At 57.7% G+C, this 22,608-nt stretch carries 21 protein-coding genes and 3 pseudogenes; 5 read left to right on the top strand and 19 right to left on the bottom strand.

The features are described from left to right. Entirely contained in the window at window positions 1-1,908 is a 1,908-nt protein-coding gene (locus tag GYM47_RS11840; protein ID WP_153842729.1) for an EAL domain-containing protein, read from the top strand. A gap of 55 nt (window positions 1,909-1,963) precedes the next feature. On the opposite strand, the gene GYM47_RS11845 is transcribed toward GYM47_RS11840, so the two are convergent. The 3 genes and pseudogenes from GYM47_RS11845 to GYM47_RS11855 all read right to left on the bottom strand — a co-directional run. After that, window positions 1,964-2,287, bottom strand: coding sequence for a tryptophan synthase subunit beta like protein (locus GYM47_RS11845; protein WP_139526945.1), 324 nt, complete (start codon window positions 2,285-2,287; stop codon window positions 1,964-1,966). Between the two features lie 103 nt (window positions 2,288-2,390). Further along, window positions 2,391-6,071 (bottom strand): immunoglobulin-like domain-containing protein, encoded by a 3,681-nt coding sequence (locus GYM47_RS11850; protein ID WP_231128592.1) that lies wholly within the window; start codon window positions 6,069-6,071, stop codon window positions 2,391-2,393. Continuing rightward, window positions 6,068-6,319: pseudogene (locus GYM47_RS11855) on the bottom strand (immunoglobulin-like domain-containing protein); the annotation flags it as partial. The pseudogene GYM47_RS11855 and the gene GYM47_RS11850, both read right to left, overlap by 4 nt. Window positions 6,320-6,437: 118 nt before the next feature. On the opposite strand from GYM47_RS11855, the gene GYM47_RS11860 reads away from it, so the two are divergent. Continuing rightward, entirely contained in the window at window positions 6,438-6,602 is a 165-nt protein-coding gene (locus GYM47_RS11860) for a hypothetical protein (protein WP_168444460.1), read from the top strand. Between the two features lie 69 nt (window positions 6,603-6,671). On the opposite strand, the gene GYM47_RS18295 is transcribed toward GYM47_RS11860, so the two are convergent. The 16 genes and pseudogenes from GYM47_RS18295 to GYM47_RS11925 all read right to left on the bottom strand — a co-directional run bounded on the left by GYM47_RS18295 (window position 6,672) and on the right by GYM47_RS11925 (window position 20,093). Then, a complete protein-coding gene (locus GYM47_RS18295; protein WP_331272614.1) occupies window positions 6,672-7,724 on the bottom strand; it encodes an immunoglobulin-like domain-containing protein in 1,053 nt (350 codons plus the stop codon). Then, window positions 7,655-8,590 carry an immunoglobulin-like domain-containing protein gene (locus tag GYM47_RS18525; protein ID WP_168444461.1) on the bottom strand — a complete coding sequence of 312 codons (936 nt, stop codon included), beginning with the start codon at window positions 8,588-8,590 and terminating at the stop codon, window positions 7,655-7,657. The genes GYM47_RS18295 and GYM47_RS18525 overlap by 70 nt, the downstream gene beginning before the upstream one ends. 117 nt (window positions 8,591-8,707) lie before the next feature. Then, window positions 8,708-9,064 (bottom strand): immunoglobulin-like domain-containing protein, encoded by a 357-nt coding sequence (locus tag GYM47_RS11875; RefSeq protein ID WP_196781554.1) that lies wholly within the window; start codon window positions 9,062-9,064, stop codon window positions 8,708-8,710. Then, entirely contained in the window at window positions 8,995-9,270 is a 276-nt protein-coding gene (locus tag GYM47_RS18530; RefSeq protein ID WP_422822674.1) for a hypothetical protein, read from the bottom strand. The genes GYM47_RS11875 and GYM47_RS18530 overlap by 70 nt, the downstream gene beginning before the upstream one ends. A 213-nt stretch (window positions 9,271-9,483) precedes the next feature. Beyond that, on the bottom strand, window positions 9,484-9,651 hold the full coding sequence (locus GYM47_RS11880) for an immunoglobulin-like domain-containing protein (RefSeq protein WP_331272616.1): 168 nt from the start codon (window positions 9,649-9,651) through the stop codon (window positions 9,484-9,486). Between the two features lie 144 nt (window positions 9,652-9,795). Beyond that, window positions 9,796-10,092 (bottom strand): hypothetical protein, encoded by a 297-nt coding sequence (locus tag GYM47_RS11885; RefSeq protein WP_168444463.1) that lies wholly within the window; start codon window positions 10,090-10,092, stop codon window positions 9,796-9,798. A gap of 16 nt (window positions 10,093-10,108) precedes the next feature. After that, on the bottom strand, window positions 10,109-10,366 hold the full coding sequence (locus tag GYM47_RS11890) for a hypothetical protein (protein WP_168444464.1): 258 nt from the start codon (window positions 10,364-10,366) through the stop codon (window positions 10,109-10,111). 275 nt (window positions 10,367-10,641) lie between these two features. Continuing rightward, window positions 10,642-10,815: pseudogene (locus GYM47_RS18585) on the bottom strand (immunoglobulin-like domain-containing protein); the annotation flags it as partial. Window positions 10,816-11,023: 208 nt separating this feature from the next. Then, entirely contained in the window at window positions 11,024-11,284 is a 261-nt protein-coding gene (locus GYM47_RS18590; protein WP_422822675.1) for an immunoglobulin-like domain-containing protein, read from the bottom strand. Between the two features lie 196 nt (window positions 11,285-11,480). Next, window positions 11,481-12,293: pseudogene (locus GYM47_RS11895) on the bottom strand (retention module-containing protein); the annotation flags it as partial. Between the two features lie 191 nt (window positions 12,294-12,484). Then, the gene (locus tag GYM47_RS11900) at window positions 12,485-13,111 is read right to left on the bottom strand and encodes a response regulator transcription factor (RefSeq protein WP_153843751.1); all 627 of its coding nucleotides are present in this window, start codon (window positions 13,109-13,111) and stop codon (window positions 12,485-12,487) included. Next, complete coding sequence (locus tag GYM47_RS11905) at window positions 13,111-14,541, bottom strand: HlyD family type I secretion periplasmic adaptor subunit (protein WP_139526864.1); 1,431 nt, start codon at window positions 14,539-14,541, stop codon at window positions 13,111-13,113. The genes GYM47_RS11900 and GYM47_RS11905 overlap by 1 nt, the downstream gene beginning before the upstream one ends. Then, window positions 14,541-16,652 carry a type I secretion system permease/ATPase gene (locus GYM47_RS11910; protein WP_231125652.1) on the bottom strand — a complete coding sequence of 704 codons (2,112 nt, stop codon included), beginning with the start codon at window positions 16,650-16,652 and terminating at the stop codon, window positions 14,541-14,543. Before GYM47_RS11910 ends, GYM47_RS11905 begins: the two co-directional genes overlap by 1 nt. Window positions 16,653-16,860: 208 nt before the next feature. Then, the gene (locus GYM47_RS11915; protein ID WP_153843752.1) at window positions 16,861-18,669 is read right to left on the bottom strand and encodes a TolC family outer membrane protein; all 1,809 of its coding nucleotides are present in this window, start codon (window positions 18,667-18,669) and stop codon (window positions 16,861-16,863) included. A gap of 270 nt (window positions 18,670-18,939) precedes the next feature. Next, the gene (locus GYM47_RS11920) at window positions 18,940-19,827 is read right to left on the bottom strand and encodes a DMT family transporter (protein WP_153843753.1); all 888 of its coding nucleotides are present in this window, start codon (window positions 19,825-19,827) and stop codon (window positions 18,940-18,942) included. After that, entirely contained in the window at window positions 19,824-20,093 is a 270-nt protein-coding gene (locus tag GYM47_RS11925) for an Rdx family protein (RefSeq protein ID WP_139526857.1), read from the bottom strand. Before GYM47_RS11925 ends, GYM47_RS11920 begins: the two co-directional genes overlap by 4 nt. A gap of 128 nt (window positions 20,094-20,221) precedes the next feature. Here GYM47_RS11925 and GYM47_RS11930 point away from each other — a divergent pair, with 128 nt between their 5' ends. The 3 genes from GYM47_RS11930 to GYM47_RS11940 all read left to right on the top strand — a co-directional run bounded on the left by GYM47_RS11930 (window position 20,222) and on the right by GYM47_RS11940 (window position 22,599). Continuing rightward, window positions 20,222-21,535, top strand: coding sequence for an MFS transporter (locus GYM47_RS11930; protein ID WP_153843754.1), 1,314 nt, complete (start codon window positions 20,222-20,224; stop codon window positions 21,533-21,535). A gap of 187 nt (window positions 21,536-21,722) precedes the next feature. Next, window positions 21,723-22,160, top strand: coding sequence for a PAS domain S-box protein (locus GYM47_RS11935; RefSeq protein WP_139526853.1), 438 nt, complete (start codon window positions 21,723-21,725; stop codon window positions 22,158-22,160). A gap of 226 nt (window positions 22,161-22,386) precedes the next feature. After that, entirely contained in the window at window positions 22,387-22,599 is a 213-nt protein-coding gene (locus GYM47_RS11940; RefSeq protein ID WP_139526852.1) for a PA3496 family putative envelope integrity protein, read from the top strand. Window positions 22,600-22,608 lie beyond the last annotated feature (9 nt).

Raw genomic sequence — 22,608 nt, forward strand, 5'->3', positions numbered from 1 at the left:
ATGTCGCTGATTAAACAGCTTTGGCTGGCCATTATTGCGCTCTTACTACTGTCGTTCGTAGGTAGCTTAGCGATCAGTATTACCAGCAGCCGTGACTACATCGAGCAGGAAGTGCGCATCAAGAACGCAGACAATGCCACCACCTTGGCCCTGTCCATGAGCCAGCTCGACAAAGATCTAGTGATTCTGGAGCTGCTGATCTCTGCACAGTTCGATACCGGCTACTATCGTTCGATCATTCTGCGTGACGCCGAGGGCGAAGTTCTTGTCGAGCGCCGCGCCGATGGATATAGCGGCGACGTGCCTGCATGGTTTAGAAGCTTAGTGCAGTTTGATGTCCCCACCGGTACTGCAACGATTCAAGATGGCTGGCGACAGTTCGGTACACTGGAACTAGAGAGTCAGCACAGCTACGCCTACGCTTCTCTATGGCGCAGTATGCTAGAGCTTGCCGGCTGGTTTTTGCTGGCAGGTGCCATTAGCTTGGCGATTGCCACCGTCTTGGTGCGGGGCATCAAGCACCCGCTGGTACGCGTTGTGGCTCAAGCTAAAGATATCAGCGCGCGACGCTTCACGACTATCCAAGAGCCCCGCACCTTAGAGCTACGCGAAGTCGCCCAGGCGATGAACGTGCTGTCCGCTAATGTACGCCAAATGCTGAGCCAAGAGAGTCAAAAGCTCGATGAGCTGCGTCGCGATTTGCAGCATGATCGGGTGACGGGCGCACTGAACCGTGATGTGCTGATGGGCAGATTGGCCTCACTTTTGGGTAGCGACGATGCCCGTGCCACCGGCCTGATGGTCATGGTGCGTGTACAGGCGCTAGAGCACTTGAACGATCAGCTTGGCCACCAAGCCACCGACCAACTGCTCAGTACGTTGGTTAAGGCACTTGCCGCCCTGGAAACCAGCGCCGACGAGGCGCTCATCGGCCGTTTGAACGGCAGCGACTTCCTGCTCATGCTACCACTCGAAGAGCAGCCGGATGCCCTGCTGCCCCGTTTGCAGCAAGCGCTGGCCACCGTTACTGCCAGCGCCCCTCAGGCCGATGTACGCTTGGCCACCGCGATCGTAGCGTATCACTCAGACGACGAACGCGGGCCGCTACTGGCTACCTTAGACGACGCCCTGGCCGAAGCCGAAAGCGGTAGCAGCTCAACGAATATTGCCCTACGCCAACGGGAACAAGGGTCGCTATTTGGCAACCATAACGAGTGGCGAACCGCACTGACCGTGGCCATCGAACAAGGCCCACAGTTGGCATATTTCCCCGTGATCGATGCCCAGAACCAGGTGCTTCACTATGAATGTCCCGCACGATTGGAACTTGCCAATGCTTGGCAGACCGCCGGTATCTTCATTCCTTGGGTAACGCGCTTCGCTCTCGAGCCCGCGCTGGATATGGCCGTCGTCAAAAAAGCATTGGGACAACTCGAGGCAAATCCTGATCAGCGTATCGGTGTTAACCTCTCGATTGCATCGATCAACAATGCCCAGTTCGTCAACGAGCTGCGTTTACTGTTAGAAAAGCAGCCCGCTCTCGCCAGCAAGCTGTGCTTCGAAGTACCCGCAACGTTAACGGCCCACTCCATTGGTAGCCTACGCGGATTGTGTAGTGCTCTTCGCCCACTCGGCTGTCAGTTCGGCATCGAGCACGTGGGTGCCGAATTCACCAAACTCGCTGACTTGCACGATGTGGGGCTTGCCTACCTGAAGGTCGATAGCAGCTTGATTCGTGGGATTCACGTCTCGAACGAGCAGCAGACCATCGTGCGCGGCATGGCCACGCTGTGCCACTCCCTGGGTATCCAGGTCATCGCTGAGGGGGTCATTGACTCGGAGGAGTTACAAAGCCTATTCCGCACAGGCGTGGACGGTGCAACGGGGCCCGGTGTTCGCTTGAGCTAACACGGAAGACGACTCGAAGAAATAACACGATAGGAATGACGCGGCACCTGCCGCGTCAGATAATACCGCCATCATCACCGATCAAGTTGACATCGTTCTTAGAACGAAGCGACTTACGCTCCATCACCTTGCTCTGAGCGGCAGCAGGCAAGTCGGTAAAACTGAGCACGCCCTTCTCCAGCAACACTTCCAGCATATCTTCGACGACCCGTACAAACGCCAAATCCGACGCGATCATTTGCGCCGACTGCCCCGTTTGCTGGGCCAGAAAGGCAAACACCTCCGGCGAGTCCGCCGCGATGGTGTCATTACACTCAGGCGAGGGCTCTTTGCTGAGCATCACAATCTCCCCACGGGCATTTCGTTTGATGTAGAGCATAGCGGCTTCCTCTGTAAGTAAACGCGCCGATTGGTTGCGAAACGTAAACCTTCGTTAGAGACAACAAGGCCGCCCGGAGGCGGCCTTTGGGTTGAGTGAGGGGTTACTGATCGATTTTGAGCTGGTCGTTATTCAACATATGCTGAATGACATCCTGAGCACTTCCGCCGCCGAAGTCAGAGAAGCTCTTACCTTCTAAGCGAACTACTTGGTCTGCGTTCTCTTTATTGCCGGCCAAGTTGCCGTCCGAGCTGATATATAGAACCGTGTCCGTCCCCTCCTCTTCTGCAACGATATAGGTACTCAGATCGGTGGCATTCTCTTCGTTCTGAAGCAACTCAGAGATATCCAAAACATCCCCTTCACTAGCATTGAAGTCCATCACCGTATCAGTGGCAGGTTGATCGGTAGTGCCTTGATCATTGAGCTCCCACTTGAAAGTATCGGCACCGAGTCCGCCAATCAAGATATCGTCTCCTTGACCTCCAATCAGCGTGTCATTGCCACCTTTAACAGGGTCCGGATCTACCAAGCTCTCATAGTTATCCTTGATGTAGTTGTAAATATCATCCGTTGTTGGCACACGGCCCAGATCATCCTCAAGGTACGCTTTCAGAGCCTTCAATCCAGAACCATCAGGAAGCTCAGCCGAGTCGCGTCCCTCCCATGTCAAATTATCAGTGAAGATAGCATCGCCAAAGATAATATCGTCACCCTCCCCACCACGGAGTATGTCGTCCCCGACGTCTGCCAACTCCAGTTCGGTAGACCCTTGGTTCAACGCAACAGAGAGTTCATCTGCTGTATTGACGATTTGTGGTTGGCCAATAGCGGCTGTCACGGGTACAGGAGACACTAGGCTAATTTCATTCAAAGACATTGTTGCATTGGAGTTATTGCTACTCCGGTCATCTACAGAGTAGACAAGCCTGTAGTCACCTGCAGCCAGATCATTGATGACAATGGTAGAGCCACCCGTTCTACTCAAACCGCTATTGATGAGCGAGTTCCAAGAGCCTCCAACCAATTTTTGAAGCTGATATCCAAAGACGTCACTTGAGTTACTAAAAGTGGAGTAAGAGAAACGTAACTGGCTACCATCGGCGGCCACGTTAAACTGATCGCTCGTAACAGAGAAGGCACCCTGGTTTCTTGAATCTGAAATTTGCAGATAGCCTTGATCGATGACAAAGCGACCATTACTGCCAGCTCCTGCCCAATTAGACGCTCTGTCAAGTACGTCATTACTGCCACTAAAATCAGCCAACGTAACGGTATCGATTACACTGACAGTTCCTTGACCTAAGCTATTGGTATTGTCAAAGAAGTTCAAATAATCTTGATTGACCCCATTTCCAATGCCTACGCCATAGACCTTCGTGCTACTAGCCTGCACCAACGATCCATAAGCATCGATAGAGGCGCGCAACACGTCAGCATTTGTTGAGTTCCCTGGGCCTTGATCATTAGCCCCGTAGAAGGTGGGATCACCATCGGTTAAAAAGAAGGTTAGGTTCTCATACCCAGCCTTGGCATCACTACCGCTAAACCACTGCTCGGCGGCATTGAACGCGGCAGAATAGTTCGTACCGCCGTTAGCACTTAACGTATCAATGGCGTCAGTCAAGTTCTTAAGAAGCTCGCCACTTTGTAAATCTTTTACCGATGCTTTGATGGACGTTTGTCCGCTACCGGCAAACGGTATCAGTGCAATATTGATGACGCCGGAATGGCCCGCAAGCTCGGTAACAAGTTGTGAGAGCGCCTGCTTGGCTAGCTCCATCCGAGTTAGACCGGCGGTGCCCGAAGCATTACCCATACTCCCCGAGACGTCGACGATTAGGGCAATATTATAGTTACCGCCTGGCTCAACAGTCACTTTCGCCCCTCCGACATCACCAATGATGACGTCGTTACCAGAGCCACCTTGAATCACACCACTATTGGGCTCTTGCGGGTTAGGCGTATTATGTGCTGGCGGCGCCGCTTGGCTACCATCATCATCTAGGTTACTGCCAACAACCAACAGGCCTTTGTAGAGAGTGGCACTTTCTGGCACAGCTACTGATTCGAAATTGCCATTGACTTCAAGCACTGTTGCTGTCAGGTCGCTATTCCCGTCCGCACTTACCGATAGCGTCCCCTTACCATTGCGGTCAAGGTTAACTAAATACTGTGTACCGGCCACTTCCACGAGTGCAGTTGGGAAAGTGTATTCAAAATCATATTGGCTCACATCCGGCGGATTGGACGTCTGTATATCAAAGACGACGTCAGAAGGACCATCAATCGTAGCCGCATCTTCAGACAGCACTTCTTTATACTTGATAGCATGTATCAAGTAGTCATCATCATGACCAACAGCTGTAAATTCAGCTCGATTAAAGAGCAAGCCGCTTCCAGGCTCGAACGTATAAGCGTTATCTACCCTATCAGAGCCACCCGGCGCATGTTCTGTTTTTGTGACATTGCCTTGAGCGTCGTAATAAGTCACTAACGCATCTGTGGCACTGCCACCGCCCGACACGACAGCCCAACCAACAGAGTTCCCTTCGCTGTCAAAGAAGTCTACACGTGCCTTCTCAGCATTATTTCGCCATGCAAACTGAACGTCAAAAGACTTGACCTGGTTGTTAAATTCAACCGCAATCTTCTCACTCTGGCCATTTCCAACGTAGCCAAGCTCGCTGCTGGCTGCACCGCCCGATGAAGAGCCAACCACACCAAAGCCATCATGGACGGTTCCCGTGACCTTAGAGATCTGCCCCACCTCACCGTTACCTTTATAAGCAGTTACGGTAAAACTGCTGGTCGTATCAACGTTACCTACGTTGATTTCAGACGTTTTAGTGACAATCGCACTGATACTGACGGTCGTCGTATCAACGGTATCGTTCACTGTCACAGTAGCTTTATCGCTGATATCCAAGCTTTCGAAATTATGATCGCCTGAATCACTCACTGAGACTTCATAGCTTTCACTATCGAGGTAAACATCATCACCTTGAATAGCAAACGCAGTCGAGGTGCTTTCCGTTGCTCCAGGAGCAAACGTAATGGTCGCTCCATTACTCAACGTCACCGTGAATTCTTTACCCGCTGGATGGCTCAATGTGGCACTGATCGTAGCCGTTCCGCTGCCTTCGTTCACAGTAATGTCGTGGAGGGCAATGGTGGCAGCGTCAGTGTCATCGCTGATGGTGACAGCGGCAGTGGCGTCACTGTCCAGAGCTTCGTAGTTGCCGCCTTCGGCGCTCTCGATGCTCAGGTTCAGCGTGTCGGTGCCTTGCTGGTAGACATCGTCAGCACGACTCTCGAAGGTCACGCTGCCGGTGGTCTCGCCCACGGCGATGGTGATCTGTTGGCCATTGCTGAGCGTAATGACCAGCGGGCTGCCTTGCGGGGCGTTATTAACACTCGCGCTGACGGTGATCGGCTCGCCTTCGGTGACGGCGCTCGGGGCGCTCAGCGTGATGGTGGTAGCGTCGGCGTCATCGCTGATAGTGACCGCGGCGGTGGCGTCACTGTCGAGAGCTTCGTAGTTGCCGCCTTCGGCGCTCTCGATGCTCAGGTTCAGCGTGTCGGTGCCTTGCTGGTAGACATCGTCAGCACGGCTCTCGAAGGTCACGCTGCCAGTGGTTTCACCCACGGCGATGGTGATCTGTTGGCCGTTGCTTAGCCTGATGACCAGCGGGCTGTCTTGCGGAGCGTGGTCGACGCTCGCACTAACGGTGATCGGCTCGCCTTCGGTAACGGCATCCGGGGCGCTGAGCTTGATGGTCACGGTGTCGATGGTGTCGACGATGTCGGCCGTCGCGGCGTCACCCAGGTGACGTTCTCGAACGCGGTGCCGTCGCTGGCCGCGGCGCTTTCGAGTTCAACCGTGACGGTCTCGCCGTCGTTGAACACGTCGTCGCCTTGGGCGGGACGGGTGTAGGTGGTCTCGGTCTCACCGGCGATGATCGTCACGGTGTTGCCGCCGTCCAGGGTGACGGTGACGTCACGGTCCACGGCTTCGCTGAGGCTGACCGTGAACTGCGCTTCGCTTCGGTGAACTCGGCTTTGTCGGCCACGATGCTGACGGTGATGCCGTCGCCGCCGTTGGGCGTGCCGGGATCACCGGGGTTACCGGGGGTGCCGGGTTTCGTCGGTGACGGTGACGCGCGGCGGTGACGAGGTTTTCGAACTCGCTGTCGCTGTTGTTGAGCACCGCGTCGATGCGGTTGACCAGGGTGTCCTGGCCGCCCACGAAGGCGTCATCGGCGCCGTCACGGTGGTTGCCTTGAGCTGTCCGGCGGCGATGGTGACGCTGTGACGGTGCTGCCATCGGCCAGGCGGAACTCGAGGCCGTTGTGGCCCGTGAGGTCGGCGCCTTGCGGGCCGGTTAGGGTGACGGTGTAGGTGACGGTGCCGCTTCGGCCACGCTGGAGGCGTCGGCACTCAGGGTGGCGGTCACGGTGTCGATGGTGTCGACCACTTGCGTTTTAGCGGCGTCACCCAGGGTGACGTTCTCGAACGCGGTGCCGTCGCTGGCCGCGGCGCTTTCGAGTTCAACCGTGACGGTCTCGCCGTCGTTGAACACGTCGTCGCCTTGGGCGGGACGGGTGTAGATGGTCTCGGTCTCACCGGCGATGATCGTCACGGTGTTGCCGCCGTCCAGGGTGACGGTGACGTCACGATCTACGGCTTCGCTGAGGCGGACCGTGAAGGTCTGCGCTTCGGCTTCGGTGAACTCGGCTTTGTCGGCCACGATGCTGACGGTGATGCCGTCGCCACCGTTGGGCGTGCCGGGATCACCGGGGTTACCGGGGGTGGTGCCGGGTTCGTCGGTGACGGTGACGCTGGTGTTGCCGGCGGTGACGAGGTTTTCGAACTCGCTGTCGCTGTTGTTGAGCACCGCGTCGATGCGGTTGACCAGGGTGTCCTGGCCGCCCACGAAGGCGTCATCGGCGGCGGTCACGGTGGTGCTGCCGCTGAGCTGTCCGGCGGCGATGGTGACGGTGCTGCCATCGGCCAGGCGGAACTCGAGGCCGTTGTGGCCCGTGAGGTCGGCGCCTTGCGGGCCGTTAGGGTGACGGTGTAGGTGACGGTGCCGCCTTCGGCCACGCTGGAGGCGTCGGCACTCAGGGTGGTGGCGGTCACGGTGTCGATGGTGTCGACGATGTCGGCCGTCAGCGGCGTCGCCCAGGGTGACGTTCTCGAACGCGGTGCCGTCGCTGGCCGCGGCGCTTTCGAGTTCAACCGTGACGGTCTCGCCGTCGTTGAACACGTCGTCGCCTTGGGCGGGACGGGTGTAGGTGGTCTCGGTCTCACCGGCGATGATCGTCACGGTGTTGCCGCCGTCCAGGGTGACGGTGACGTCACGATCTACGGCTTCGCTGAGGCGGACCGTGAAGGTCTGCGCTTCGGCTTCGGTGAACTCGGCTTTGTCGGCCACGATGCTGACGGTGATGCCGTCGCCACCGTTGGGCGTGCCGGGATCACCGGGGTTACCGGGGGTGCCGGGTTCGTCGGTGACGGTGACGCTGGTGTTGCCGGCGGTGACGAGGTTTTCGAACTCGCTGTCGCTGTTGTTGAGCACCGCGTCGATGCGGTTGACCAGGTGTCCTGGCCGCCCACGAAGGCGTCATCGGCGGCGGTCACGGTGGTGCTGCCGCTGAGCTGTCCGGCGGCGATGGTGACGGTGCTGCCATCGGCCAGGCGGAACTCGAGGCCGTTGTGGCCCGTGAGGTCGGCGCCTTGCGGGCCGGTTAGGGTGACGGTGTAGGTGACGGTGCCGCCTTCGGCCACGCTGGAGGCGTCGGCACTCAGGGTGGCGGTCACGGTGTCGATGGTGTCGACCACTTGCGTTTCAGCGGCGTCACCCAGGGTGACGTTCTCGAACGCGGTGCCGTCGCTGGCCGCGGCGCTTTCGAGTTCAACCGTGACGGTCTCGCCGTCGTTGAACACGTCGTCGCCTTGGGCGGGACGGGTGTAGGTGGTCTCGGTCTCACCGGCGATGATCGTCACGGTGTTGCCGCCGTCCAGGGTGACGGTGACGTCACGATCTACGGCTTCGCTGAGGCGGACCGTGAAGGTCTGCGCTTCGGCTTCGGTGAACTCGGCTTTGTCGCCACGATGCTGACGGTGATGCCGTCGCGCACCGTTGGGCGTGCCGGGATCACCGGGGTTACCGGGGGTGCCGGGTTCGTCGGTGACGGTGACCTTGCCGGCGGTGACGAGGTTTTCGAACTCGCTGTCGCTGTTGTTGCACCGCGTCGATGCGGTTGACCAGGGTGTCCTGGCCGCCCACGAAGGCGTCATCGGCGGCGGTCACGGTGGTGCTGCCGCTGAGCTGTCCGGCGGCGATGGTGACGGTGCTGCCGTCGGCCAGGCGGAACCGGCCGTTGTGGCCCGTGAGGTCGGCGCCTTGCGGGCCGGTTAGGGTGACGTTGTGTAGGTGACGGTGCCGACGCTGGAGGCGTCGGCACTCAGGGTGGTGACGGTGTCGATGGTGTCGACGATGTCGGCCGTCGCGGCGTCGCCCAGGGTGACGTTCTCGAACGCGGTGCCGTCGCTGGCCGCGGCGCTTTCGAGTTCAACCGTGACGGTCTCGCCGTCGTTGAACACGTCGTCGCCTTGGGCGGGACGGGTGTAGGTGGTCTCGGTCTCACCGGCGATGATCGTCACGGTGTTGCCGCCGTCCAGGGTGACGGTGACGTCACGATCTACGGCTTCGCTGAGGCGGACCGTGAAGGTCTGCGCTTCGGCTTCGGTGAACTCGGCTTTGTCGGCCACGATGCTGACGGTGATGCCGTCGCCGCCGTTGGGCGTGCCGGGATCACCGGGGTTACCGGGGGTGCCGGGTTCGTCGGTGCGGTGACGCTGGTGTTGCCGGCGGTGACGAGGTTTTCGAACTCGCTGTCGCTGTTGTTGAGCACCGCGTCGATGCGGTTGACCAGGGTGTCCTGGCCGCCCACGAAGGCGTCATCGGCGGCGGTCACGGTGGTGCTGCCGCTGAGCTGTCCGGCGGCGATGGTGACGGTGCTGCCGTCGGCCAGGCGGAACTCGAGGCCGTTGTGGCCCGTGAGGTCGGCGCCTTGCGGGCCGGTTAGGGTGACGGTGTCAGTGACGTGCCGCCTTCGGCCACGCTGGAGGCGTCGGCACTCAGCTTGGCCACGGTGTCGATGGTGTCGACGTGCGTTTCCGTCGCGGCGTCACCCAGGGTGACGTTCGTCGAACGCGGTGCCGTCGCTGGCCGCGGCGCTTTCGAGTTCAACCGTGACGGTCTCGCCGTCGTTGAACACGTCGTCGCCTTGGGCGGGACGGGTGTAGGTGGTCTCGGTCTCACCGGCGATGATCGTCACGGTGTTGCCGCCGTCCAGGGTGACGGTGACGTCACGATCTACGGCTTCGCTGAGGCGGACCGTGAAGCGGTCTGCGCTTCGGCTTCGGTGAACTCGGCTTTGTCGGCCACGATGCTGACGGTGATGCCGTCGCCACCGTTGGGCGTGCCGGGATCACCGGGGTTACCGGGGGTGCCGGGTTCGTCGGTGGACGGTGACGCTGGTGTTGCCGGCGGTGACGAGGTTTTCGAACTCGCTGTCGCTGTTGTTGAGCACCGCGTCGATGCGGTTGACCAGGGTGTCCTGGCCGCCCACGAAGGCGTCATCGGCGGCGGTCACGGTGGTGCTGCCGCTGAGCTGTCCGGCGGCGATGGTGACGCTGTCAAGGCGGTGCTGCCGTCGGCCAGGCGGAACTCGAGGCCGTTCTACCCGTGAGGTCGGCGCCTTGCGGGCCACGGTGTAGGTGACGGTTTCGGCCACGCCATGGAAACGGCACTCAGGGTGGCGGACGGTCGGTCGATGGTGTCGACCACTTGCGACGTTCTTCGACCGCGGTGCCGTCGCTGGCCGCGGCGCTTTCAACCGCAATCCGGGTCGGTCTCACTCTGGCTTTTCCAACGTAGCCAACCGGCGCGTCACGATCTACGGCTTCGCTGAGGCGGACCGTGAAGGTCTGCGCTTCGGCTTCGGTGAACTCGGCTTTGTCGGCCACGATGCTGACGGTGATGCCGTCGCCACCGTTGGGCGTGCTCACCGGGCTGCACCGCCCGATGACTGCGAGCCAACCACACCAAAGCCATCATGGCCGCGGTGTCCCGTGGCGATGGTTAGAGCCAGGCGGAACTCGAGGCCGTTGTGGCCCTGAGGCGGCCACCTGCGGGCCGGTTAGGGTTACCTTTATAAGCAGTACGCCACGTGGAAAACTGCTGGTCGTATCGTGTCGGTGCCTTGCGGTCGTTGATTTCAGACGTTTTAGTGACAATCGCACTGATACTGACGGTCGTCGTATCAACGGTATCAGGTTCACTGTCACAGTAGCTTATCGCTGATATCCAAGCTTTCGAAATTATGATCGCCTGAATCAGCGTGATGGTGGTAGCTCACTGAGACTTCATAGCTTTCACTATCGAGGTAAACATCATCACCTTGAATAGCAAACGCAGTCGAGGTGCTTTCCGTTGCTCCAGGAGCAAACGTAATGGTCGCTCCATTATGCTCACGTCGGTGCCTTGCTGAATTCGTTTACGCTGCCGGTGGTCTCGCCCACGGCGATGCCGCTGGATGGCTCAATGTGGCACTGATCGTAGCCGTTCCGCTGCCTGACCGCGTTCACAGTCGTAGTTACCGCCTTCGGCGCTGTCGTGGAGGGCAATGGTGGCAGCGTCAGTGATCTGTTGGCCGTTGCTGAGCGTCATCGCTGATGGTGACAGCGGACAGTGGCGTCACTGTCCAGAGCTTCGTCGTAGTTGCCGCCTGCGGCGCTCTCGATGCTCAGGTTCAGCGTGTCGGTGCCTTCGTTGCCGTCGGCGCTCTCGATGCTCAGGTTCAGCGTGTCGGTGCCTTGCTGGCCGGTAGAGCGTAATCGTCGCACACTCTCGAAGGTCACGCTGCCGGTGGTCTCGCCCACGGCGATGGTGATCTGTTGGCCATTGCTGAGCGTAATCGTCAGCACGGCTCTCGAAGGTCACGCTTGACCAGCGGGTGCCTTGCGGGGCGTTATTAACACTCGCGCTGACGGTGATCGGCTCGCCTTCGGTGACGGCGCTCGGGGCGCTCAGCGTGATGGTGGTAGCGATCGGCTCGCCTTCGGTGACGGTTTCCGGAACGGTCAATGTAATGGTGGTGATGTCATTATCATCGCTAACAATCACATTGGCTTCAGAGGTGGTATCGATAGTGTCATATCCGCCTCCCGTGGCCGTATCAATGCCAATCGCAATTGATCCATCACCCTGCAAGTAGGCATCATCTGGACGGCTATCGAACGTAACGCTGCCGGTAGTCTCACCAATGGCAATAGTGATCTGCTGCCCGTTGCTGAGCGTAATCACTAGCGGGCTGCCTTGTGGTGCAACACTGACAGTGGCAGTTATCGTAATCTGCTGACCTTCTGTCACCTGCTGAGGAGCCGTCAAAATAATCTCAACGTCAGCACCGGGCTCTGGAGCAGGGGTGGGAACAGTCACATCCTCCCCATCGTCAGCCGCAACGGCACCACCATCAAACTCAACGAACTCGGCGCCTTCTAAGCCGCCTTCTGTACTAAAGCTAAGGGGGTCGGTCTCTTCGGCGATACGGGCAACACGTACGAAGCTGTTGCCACCACCGCCGCCACCGCCGGCACCCGCACCTGCGGCTGTCGCGTCTAGGATATCGAGCAGGTCACCATCTTCGTCATCGAGCGCGGCGAGGAGTGCTTCTAGATCGTCATCTTGCGCACTGGCATCGGTGGCAACGATCAAGTCGCTGACGAGATCGGATGTGACGGCGACTTCTTGGCCACCTTCGACGACGTTGGCTCCCGTGCCGTCAGCAAAGTCGAGTTCGACACGGCCGTCGGCAGAGGTAATGAGCGTTTCACCTTCCTGAAGGACATCCCCGATACGCAATTCGCGTAGGTTGCCGTCTTCGTCACGCGCCCATGCTTGACCTGTAATCGCGATAACCGTTGCCGTCGCCATGTGTCACTCCTCACTCGTTGTAGGTTGCCGCCCGCTAGTACGTTGGGACTAGATAGATCGGTGGCATATACAGCGAGATTAGGAGGGTATGGAACAAAAAAGTATTGTACCGATGGACAAAAAAACGAGGCCCTGGTGGCCTCGTGGTAGTAAACGTATATATAGGAGATTGTCACGTTTCGGCAGTCGAGCTACATATCTGCCTGCTCTGCTACTGGCGCTAATTTGAGGATCAATTGCAACCGATCACGCACCTCCAACTTCTTGAAAATAGCACTCAAATGCGCTTTCACCGTTCGCTCGGTGATATCCAACTGGCGGGCCGCTTCCTTGTTGGTAGCACCACGCGCAACCGCGAGTGCAACACCGCGCTCTCGCTCGGTCAGCAGCCCTAAGTAATCGCTATGCTGGTAGCGGTCATGATCAACACGCTGCTGAAGAGCTTTGAACGTACCGCCAAGTACTTTAGCCAGTAACTCTTGCCCTACCCAGACTCCCTGGTTCGTAACGACCAGCGCCACTTGGTTGAGCACATCGGCGGCGGCCAGGGTGTGCACATAGCCTCTTGCGCCCAGATCCAGTGCACTCAGCGCCTCTCGGTCATCAGGGGTGTAGCTAAGCACCACGACAATGGCACCCTGTTCGACTAATTTAGGCAGTAGTGAGGGCCAGCTCTCGATGGTCGTCGAGAGCCAAGCGAGATCGTTGGGTGATATCTGATGCTCGTAGGTGGCTGGCGTCGAAGCTCCTACATTTTGGAACGCTTTTTTCCACCGCGCCTTTAAACTGCCATCTGTTGTGATAAACCAGTGTTTCATCAGCGCTCCCCCATGGAATCTCGCCACGCCCTTAAAACAGGTTTCAGCATAAACTGCATCACCGTTCGCTTACCGGTGACGATATCGACCTGCGCCGTCATGCCCGGTATTACCTGCAGCCGGTCGGCTACGTTTTCATTCTCTAAGCTGCGCACTCGCACCAGATAAAACGTGTTGCCGTCATCATCGGTGATGGTATCGGCACTGATGTGCTCAAGCTCTGCCTGTAGACCGCCGTAGATGGCATAGTCGTAGGCGGTGAGCTTGATGGTGGCTGGCTGGCCTGGGTGAAGGAAGGCGATGTCTTGAGGCGCAATCCGTGCTTCCACGAGCAGTTGATCATCGGTAGGCACGATTTCCACCACTTCCTGGCCAGGCTGGGCAACACCGCCAATGGTATTGATGTGAATACGCTGCACGATGCCATCCACCGGCGAGCGAATTTCCGTCAGCCGCACTCTATCCTGCAGCCCCGTACCCGACTGCTGTAGTGCGTTGAGCTCGCCCAGCGCTTGCGCGAGGTCGTTACGCCACTCGCTTCGACGCTCGGCATCCAGCTCTCGCAGCTGCGTTTGCGCCTCCTCGACGGCTGCCTGCAGGCGGGCAACCGCTGCATCGGCCTGACTCCTCTCACCAGATGCTCGTGAAACTTCCCGCTGTAAACGCAGCACCTCGACTTCAGAAACCGCTCCCGAGGCCAGCAGTGGCCGCGTCAGGTTCAGCTCCTGGCTGGCCATGCTAGCCTCACGCGCAGCGGTATCCCGTCGTGACTCTGCCTCACGCAACTCCTGCTCGCGCTGGCGAACGCGATCTTCTAACACGTTCTTTTGCTCGCGCAGCTCTTCGCGTCGGCTCTCGTATACCTCACGCTCTTGCATGACGATGTTGGGCACTTCCTGGCGTAGCTCTTCGGAGGGCTCGAAAGCCGTACCGGTCGCCAGCGCACGCAGACGTTCAGCGCGGGCTTCCAGAGCGAATCGCTGGGCGCGATTTTCACGAAAATCCGAGACGAACCGGGTCGGGTCTATCTGCATCAGCACCTCACCGGCGCTCACCATCTGCCCTTCCCGCACCATGATCTGTTCGATCACCCCGCCGTCAAAGGACTGGATACGCTGAAGTTGGCTGGCAGGAATCACCCGTCCAGACCCGCGGGTCACTTCATCAATAGCGGCAAAGTAAGACCATATCAGCAGCGCCACGATCGCCAACAGGACCGTATAAAGAAACAGCCGCGCCCGAATGGGCTCTTGCTGCATTCGCGCCCAGTCGGTGTCGCTCGCCCAGTCACGATTGAGGTGCGCGGAGGTCACTCGTTTGGCAAACAGGCGATCCATAAAGGGTCGAAACGGTTTTTGGCCCTTTTCAGAGAAGCGCCCAATCGCTTCAAAGCCTTTTTGTTCGGATGTCGAGGAGGATTTACGCGCCATTACGAAGCCCTCCCGATTTGGCCTTTGCGCAGCGCTTCCACCACGGTATCCCGCGGACCGTCGGCGACGACTTTACCGGCATCCATGACGATGATGCGATCCACCAGAGAGAGTAGCGAGGTACGATGCGTTACGACGAGAATGGTTTTGCCTGCTGCGACGTTTTTTAGATTGGCTTTGAACGTCTCTTCACTGGCGTTATCCATAGAGCTGGTAGGCTCGTCCAGTAATAAGATGGGCGGGTCTTGAACCAACGCGCGGGCAATGGCAACCGACTGTTTCTGCCCACCCGATAGCGCTTGGCCGCGCTCGCCTACCTGCAGATCGACGCCATGAGGATGGCTGTTGACCAAGCTTTCCAGCCCCGCTAGCTCGATGGCCCGCAGCAGCGCATCGTCATCCACTCGGTCACTACCACCCCCTGCCACGATATTGTCACGCAGCGAGCCTGAAAATAGGCTGACATCCTGAGGCACATAGCCTATGTGGCGGCGTAGTTGTAACGGGTCGAGCTGACGAATATCGACATTATCGACCAGCACCGCCCCGGCGGTGGGCTGATAAAAACCCAGCACGAGTTTATTGAGCGACGATTTTCCACAGCCAATGCGCCCCAGGAGCGCCACTTTTTCGCCCGCTTTGACCGTGACAGAGACATCCTTCAAGGCGTCGCGCTCTTCATTGGGATAGCGTAACGTCACTTTTTCAAGGCGAATATTGCCTGCAAAGCTGGGCTTTTCTACGTACGCCTTGCCTTCGTGCCGCTCTACCTTTTTATTCATGACCGCATTCAATGACTCTAATGCGGTGGAGGATTGATGATACTGAGCCAGCAGTGCAGCGGCTTGGCTGATAGGCGCCATGGCTCGCGAAGAGAGCATATAGGCAGCGATCAGGCCACCCTGAGTCAGATTCCCCTGAATGATTTGATACACCCCGACGATGATGACGCAAACGGCCACACTATGCTGTGCCCACTGAGCGACGTTAGAGACCGACGTGCTGACCATTTTCAATTGCGCGCCGGTCTTGGATAGAAAGGCCGACGCTTTTTCCCAATGACGCTGGATGCGACTTTCGGCCCGTAACGCTTTGACGTTTTCCAACTGGGAGATGGACTCGACCAAGAGCGAGTTACGCTGCGCGCCGACCTCCCAGGTCGTTTGCGAAAGTTCGTGGAGCTTTCCTTGAGCCGCCAAGGCGTAGAGCAATACGAATACGATCCCAACCAGTACTGGGAGCACGAGCCAGGGGTTGATCAGCGCAATAATGGCGGCAAACATCAGCACGAACGGTAAGTCCACGATGCCTAGGATGGTTGCAGAACCGATAAAGGCACGCACTGATTCGAACGACTGAAGCGTGGAGGTGAAGGACCCCGTCGAGGCGGGCCGCTCTTCCAAACGCAGCCCCAGTGATTTGGCCATGATACTTGATGAGAGCTTGACGTCTGCCCGGCTGGCGGCCAAGTCGACAAAGCTGCTTCGCATTAGCCTTAGGGCTAAGTCGAAGCAGAGAACGATAAAAATACCGACGGCGAGCACCCAAAGCGTTTCTGTCGCTTGGTTAGGCACGACACGATCGTAAACATTGAGAACGAATAGGGGCATGGCGATGGCGAATAAGTTAATCGCCACCGACCCCAGAACGATATCGCGGTAAAGCCGACGATTTTCACGAATAACGCCCCAAAACCAGTGCTGGTCACGGCGTTTTTTAACGCCCGGCTCGGATGCGTTATCAGCCAAAAACTTTGGGCGAACGTAAATAGCCTCGCCACTATAACCCGCGTAAAGCTCGTCGAGAGAAATGTCGACGTCCGACTCTGAGAGTTCGGGAAAAATGACGCGGGCTCTTTTCTGCTTAAGATCCAGCCCCAACAAGACACAGGCTCTGCCGGGTTCGAGCAGAAGAATCACCGGGAATAGCGCTGGATTCAGTCCAGACAGCCGAGTTTTGGTAATTCTAGCCGTCAAACCCGCCCGTGAGGCAGCTCGCCCAAACACCGAGGGCGTCAATTTGCCTTGTTCCAACGGCAGGCCTGCCCGAAGTGCTTCCGATGACACTTCATGTTGATGAAAAGAAGCGATTACCTTGAGGCACTCAAGCAGCTCATCACGCCCCTCTAGTTCATTGGGGCTGATGTCATCCGATCGCGAATGGGGAGCCTCCGCCCTACTCAGGTTTGGTTGTGTCACAAAGACCTCATTACCCTAAAACGCATTAAGCGACTCGTATTACACACCCAATGGGTAGTGCTTGCCTGCCGCCCTGCGCGGCAGGCTCAGAGGATGGCTAGTTACTCATAGACGCTTGATGCTAACCATTGGTGACAAAGGCATCACCATACCCCATTCGTTGTAGCGTTTGCTGTAGCGCCTGAGCATCACTGAACGAGGCCACCGGCCCCAGTTGAACGCGATAATTTCCCGCCGACGCATACACCCGTGACTGGCTCGTTAGCTGCTCTCCTAACTCAACGCTTAACTGTTGAGCGCGCTCAGCGGCACTTAGCGAGGCGACTTGAATATAGAGACTGCTCTCGATGGCCTCAGGCTCAACCGCTGCGTTGGCGTACACAGGCGCATCGTTTGGCATTACGACGGGCTCACTCGGCTCGTTGTAAGCGGTGGTGAGCGTGTCGCTGGACAACGGGGCAGCAGAAATACCGCGGGTGAAATCTTCCAGAGTGAAGCCACGCGGCCCATCGGTAGCGCAGGCCATCTCAGGGTCTTGCGCTAAATCTTCGTAGCCCAACTCTGCCAAGGTTGGAATGTCTTCACGGACGACTTCCAACGTTTGCATGAGCTGCCCCATGGCGGCCAGCGTCCGCGCCTGGGCCAATGTTAGGTCGAATTCCGCATTGGCATAGGCGCGGCTGGCCTCGAAGTACTCATTCTCACTGTCCAGCACGTCCAAAAGGGTGCGCTGGCCAATATCGAACTGCTGCTGGTAAGCGCCACGCACGCGGTCGATGGATTGGCGGTGGTCGTTGAGATAGCGCAACTGCTCATTAAGACGCTGCGTATCGTTGTAGGCGATTTGTGTCGTCTGACGGACATTGGTACACGCCACTTCACGCTGATTGACGGCCTGCTCGATGCGCGTCGTGGCAGCTTCGAACGCGGCACTATCAGAACCACCGCGATAGAGGTTCATGCTTGCCACGAGCTGAATGCTGTGCTCATCGCTACGCCCAGCGATCGAGTCGTCTTGGTTATTGGTACCGGTACGGCCTTGAATATCCAGGCGTGGCATGAAGGCGGCACGAGCGGCATTTTGCTCAGCACGCTGAACGGCGATGTTCTCAATGGCCGCATGGAAATCGGGATTGCCCTCAAAGGCCATTCGCACTGCTTCACTGACATCGCTGGGTAGCTCGTCGGCCAGCGAGGGTGCAGGCGACATATTTTGCGGTGGTAGCTCACCGACGATCCGCTGGTAACGAGCCGTCACATCATGCAGGTTCGAAGCTTCGGTCATCAAATTGGATTCGGCCAGCGCCAAACGACCGCTGATTTGCTCCAGATCCACACCACGTCCAGCGCCGGACAGTGCACGCTCTTCGATCTGCGAGAAAACACGCTGGTGTTCACGATAGTTATCTTGCGCCAAGCGGACCATTTCTCGGAATCGCAAGACATCTAAATAGGTTTCAAACGCTTCTAGCGCTACCGTTTCGCTGGCCCCCAGCAACTCGAAGTAAGCAATGAGGCGCGCACGATCCAAGCGCTCTACTTCGCTGCGTGTCGCAAAGCCATCGAATACCATTTGCGTCAGAGTGAGCTCGGCAAAGTCACTGCTGTAACTGCCACGTCCATCGTTTTGCTGGTCTTGGCGCCCCACCCCGGCCGTCACGTCGATCGACGGCAGGTAGTTACCCTGAGCCACGCGCACATCACTTCCCGCCGCGCTAAAATTGTTCCATGCTGCATTGACCTGCGGGTTACTCACGATCGTTTGCTGAATCGTGGTATTGAGATCGGTCATACCAGGCGCGTACAGCGTAGCAGGCAGCTGCTGGGCAAGCGCCGTCAGCGGTAAACAGGCAAGCGTGGTCAGTGTCCAGGGTCGGACAGCGCGCTGAAGTGAGAGAGGTGTGCGTTTCGTTGTAACGTTGTCTTTCATGGCCAGAGATCCCTAATGAACGTTTTCGCTACCGATGAGCAAGTCGCCTTTCCTTCGTAACAACGCACGACGCATTGTCACCCCCTGGGCTGCTTACCCCAACTGAACACTGCCAGGCCAACATGAAGCTGGCTATCGTCGCTGGTGATATGGGCTTAGATAAATCACCCTAACTGGATGATATTAGCTTCAATTAATCGTATTAGCGGCAGTGACAAGCTATAAAAACAAAAGTCACAAAAATTTACAATAAGCGGCCAAAAAAACACACTACAGCGCTGGCTCACGCCGTGCTTGAGGAATCTGTTGAATCGCCAACCCGCACAGAATCAGTATTAAACCCACTAGGGTAGACAGCCGCATTGGCTCACCGACGACCAAGAACAGCAGCAAAAGGGAGACAGGCGGCGACAAGAAGATCAGATTAGAGACCTTGGCAGTTCGTGAAACGCTCTGCACGGCCATTTGCCAAAGCACGAACGCAACACCCATTTCGAAGAGGCCGACATACGCACCAGCCCCAAGCGCAGACCACCCGTGCCACTGCAGACCAGGGCCAAAAAGTAACAATAGTGTTAAAACAGGTAACCCAACACTGAAATTCTGCCACTGCCCTACCAACGGCTGCCGCGCGTCTTTCGCATTGAGCAGCCAGTAAAGCGCCCATACCAGTGTCGATGCCAACGCGAAAACGACCCCCAAAGGATCTTCGAACGCAACGTTGAAAACCTCTCCTCGGGTAGCAATGACCCAAACGCCGCTGTAAGCCACCAAACCAGCCCCTACATCCGAGCGGGTGAGACGATGTCCCAGCAGCGGCACTGCCAAAAAAGCCATCGCCAGTGCCCATGTATAGTTGAGCGCCATGGCCTCTTGGCCAGGTAGCCGGTCATAGGCAGCAAATAGCAACAAGTAGTAAGCCACGGGGTTCATTAACCCAGCCCAAAGCGCCGTCCCCCACCCCCGGCGTAGCGCAACGCGCATATGCCCTTGCTTGACGACGATGGCGCCCATTAGCATCCAGGACACCAGAGCGGCCAACCACATGAGTTCAAGCGGGCTCATCCAGGCCAGGGCGACTTTGAATGCCGTCGCCACGGTCGACCAAAGCGCGACGGCGCCCAAGCCATACAGTACTGCCTGCTGATCTTGCGTCATCGGTCGATATGCCCCAGGTCTTGGGCAGGATCGATCTGGTCGCGCACCTGCTGTTTGAGCGTTTTAATGTCGGGAAACCCACCATCTCGCTTACGCTCCCAGAGAAGCGAGTCATCACACCAGATCTCGAAAGTACCGCCGTGAGAGGGTGAGAGCGCGACTTCTGTCAACTGCTCACCAAACGTAGAGAGAAGCTCTTGCGCATACCAAGCGCTGCGTAGCAGCCACTGACACTGGGTGCAGTAGCGAATATGAATGCGGGCCATTGTGCAAATCCTTATCGATCGGTTCCTTTTACTGCGCAGCGGCGCTGACTAACCCCTTTTGCCAGCATTATGTGGCATCCTGAGGGTATTCTGTCATCTTGTATGAGTAAACCGCCAAGGAACCGATGATGGCCCAACCGGATGTTTCACAAACGCAGCTTTATGAGTGGCTTACTGGCGATGACGACAGCCGGATGTGCGACGACATCCCTGACGGCGCTTGTCAGGAACAGCCGCGCAACTTTTTTCTTCACCTATCGGCATCGCTGGGCAATAAACTCGCCGACGAACTCTCGAGCGCTCGTCTGGTCCTGCCCTGGCTGCTGGGCATCATCGGCGCACCGGTCTGGATGGTGGGGTTACTCGTTCCCATCCGCGAGGCAGGCGCCCTGCTCCCCCAACTGTTCGTCGCCGGCTTCATTCGTTTGAAGCCCCAGCGTAAATGGGTGTGGGTCGCGGGGGCCACACTCCAGGCCTTGGCCGCCGCCCTGTTAGCACTGCTTGCCTTGATCGGCCACGGAGCACTTGGCGGCGGGCTGGTGCTGGCCGTACTCGTCATGCTGTCATTAGCGCGCGGACTCTCGTCAATTGCTACGAAAGACGTGCTCGGCAAAACCATTGCCAAACGCCGCCGCGGTACGCTGATGGGTTGGAGTGGCAGCATCGCCGGTGCCGCCACGCTCATAGCCGGGGGTGTCTTAGTCCTCTTTGGCGACCGTCCCGGGAATATTGCCTTAGCAATTCTGCTAAGCGTGGCCGCAGCGGGGTGGCTGCTCAACGCGCTGTGCGCTGCGCGCATCAAAGAGGTGCCAGGCGCCGTGGAAGGCGGTGAAAACGCCTGGGATAGCATCAAACTCGGCATATCTCTGATGCGCGAAGACACTACGTTTCTTCACTTCAACGTGGCGCGTGCGCTGCTGCTCTCTAGCGCGCTCGCCCTGCCCTACCTGGCCCTGCTGGGTCAGCAGCAAAGTGGCACCGAGCTAGGCGGGCTGGGCATTTTGGTAGTGGTGTCGGGACTGGCCGCGATGGTAGCAAGCCCTATATGGGGAAAAAGAGCGGACCGCTCCAGCCGTCGGGTCATGCGCGACGCGGCCATCGGCACGGCTATGTGTTGCCTGCTGGCAGCTCTGATTGCCTGGTTGCCAGGCAGTTGGACGCAGAGCGTGCTGCCTTATGCGGGTGTATACGCTCTATTGGTGGTGGTTCACCACGGCGTGCGCTTGGGGCGCAAAACGTATTTGGTCGACATCGCTAACCAAGACAATAGAGCGCTATACGTTGCGCTTTCCAATACCTTTACTGGTGTGCTAATGCTCATCGTTGGTGGCATGATTGGCGCATTGGCACAGTGGTTAGGCAGCGCTATGCTGCTGGTGATTTTGGCGTTGATAGCCCTCGGCGCCATGCTTAGCGCGCACCGACTCCCCGAAGCGGAGTGATATTGCCGATTGCAAAGCCGATCGACGCTCGCCATGATGGTCAGCAAATCACGGTGGCTAGCTGTTTTTTTGCTATCCTATTTTTGTTTGATGGTGTTAAAGACGGCATCGTCCTGCACTAAAGAGCGCCCCGCGCTGACGCACAGCGCCATGGCGGAGAAAGACGAGAAGCAACAGGAACCCATTGATGAAACGATCTCCCTTGATAAGCCCGGAGTTACTCGAACGCATTGTTGACGCTTCTGAAGATGGCATTGTCGTTGCAGAGCAGGAAGGTGACGAAAACATTCTGATTTACGTGAACAAAGGCTTCGAGCGTTTGACGGGCTACAGTGCAGACGAAATCCTCTATCGCGACTGCCGCTTTCTACAAAACGAAGATCGCGATCAGGATGCGCTCATGTCGATACGTGAGGCGCTGCAGGACGGTCGCCCCTCCCGCGAAGTGCTACGTAACTACCGTAAAGATGGCACGATGTTTTGGAACGAACTCTCCATCACCCCGGTATACGATGAAGCCGATAAGCTGATGTACTACATCGGGGTGCAAAAGGACGTAACGGAGCGTGTCGAAGCGCAGCTAGCCCTGGCAGAATTGAAAAAGCAGCAGGAGCACGCAGAGTAACGTCTCACCGTCATCGCACCGACAAGAATAAGTAATACTCAGACGATTAGAGACCACTCCCACGCCACAATCATGACACATGCGTCAAAAACGCTTGAACTTCCAACCCAGTGGCGCTATATAGCGCCTAGGCGCTTAATGAGCGTTAGGCGCTTTTTACGCATTTTCCTATAGCGTAAGAAGCCGTTGTGATGCCGGTGCGCCGGCTTGGGTTGGAGGGCATACCATGAGCCGTGACCCCTTAAATCGTGACACCTATACCAACGACGGTCTTGACGCAGACGATTTCGACACTGTGGATGCCGTCAACGACGATCACTACGGTAAAAGCAAACCCAGTAAAGCGGATACCCTGCGTGCACGTCGCCAAGTAGAAGCGTGGCTGGAAGAGCGTCGCCTGCAGCGGGCGATCGAAGACGACTGGGACGAAGAAGAGTAATGACGACCC

Origin of the sequence: Vreelandella piezotolerans (assembly GCF_012427705.1) — a bacterium.
Taxonomy (GTDB): Bacteria; Pseudomonadota; Gammaproteobacteria; order Pseudomonadales; family Halomonadaceae; genus Vreelandella; species Vreelandella piezotolerans.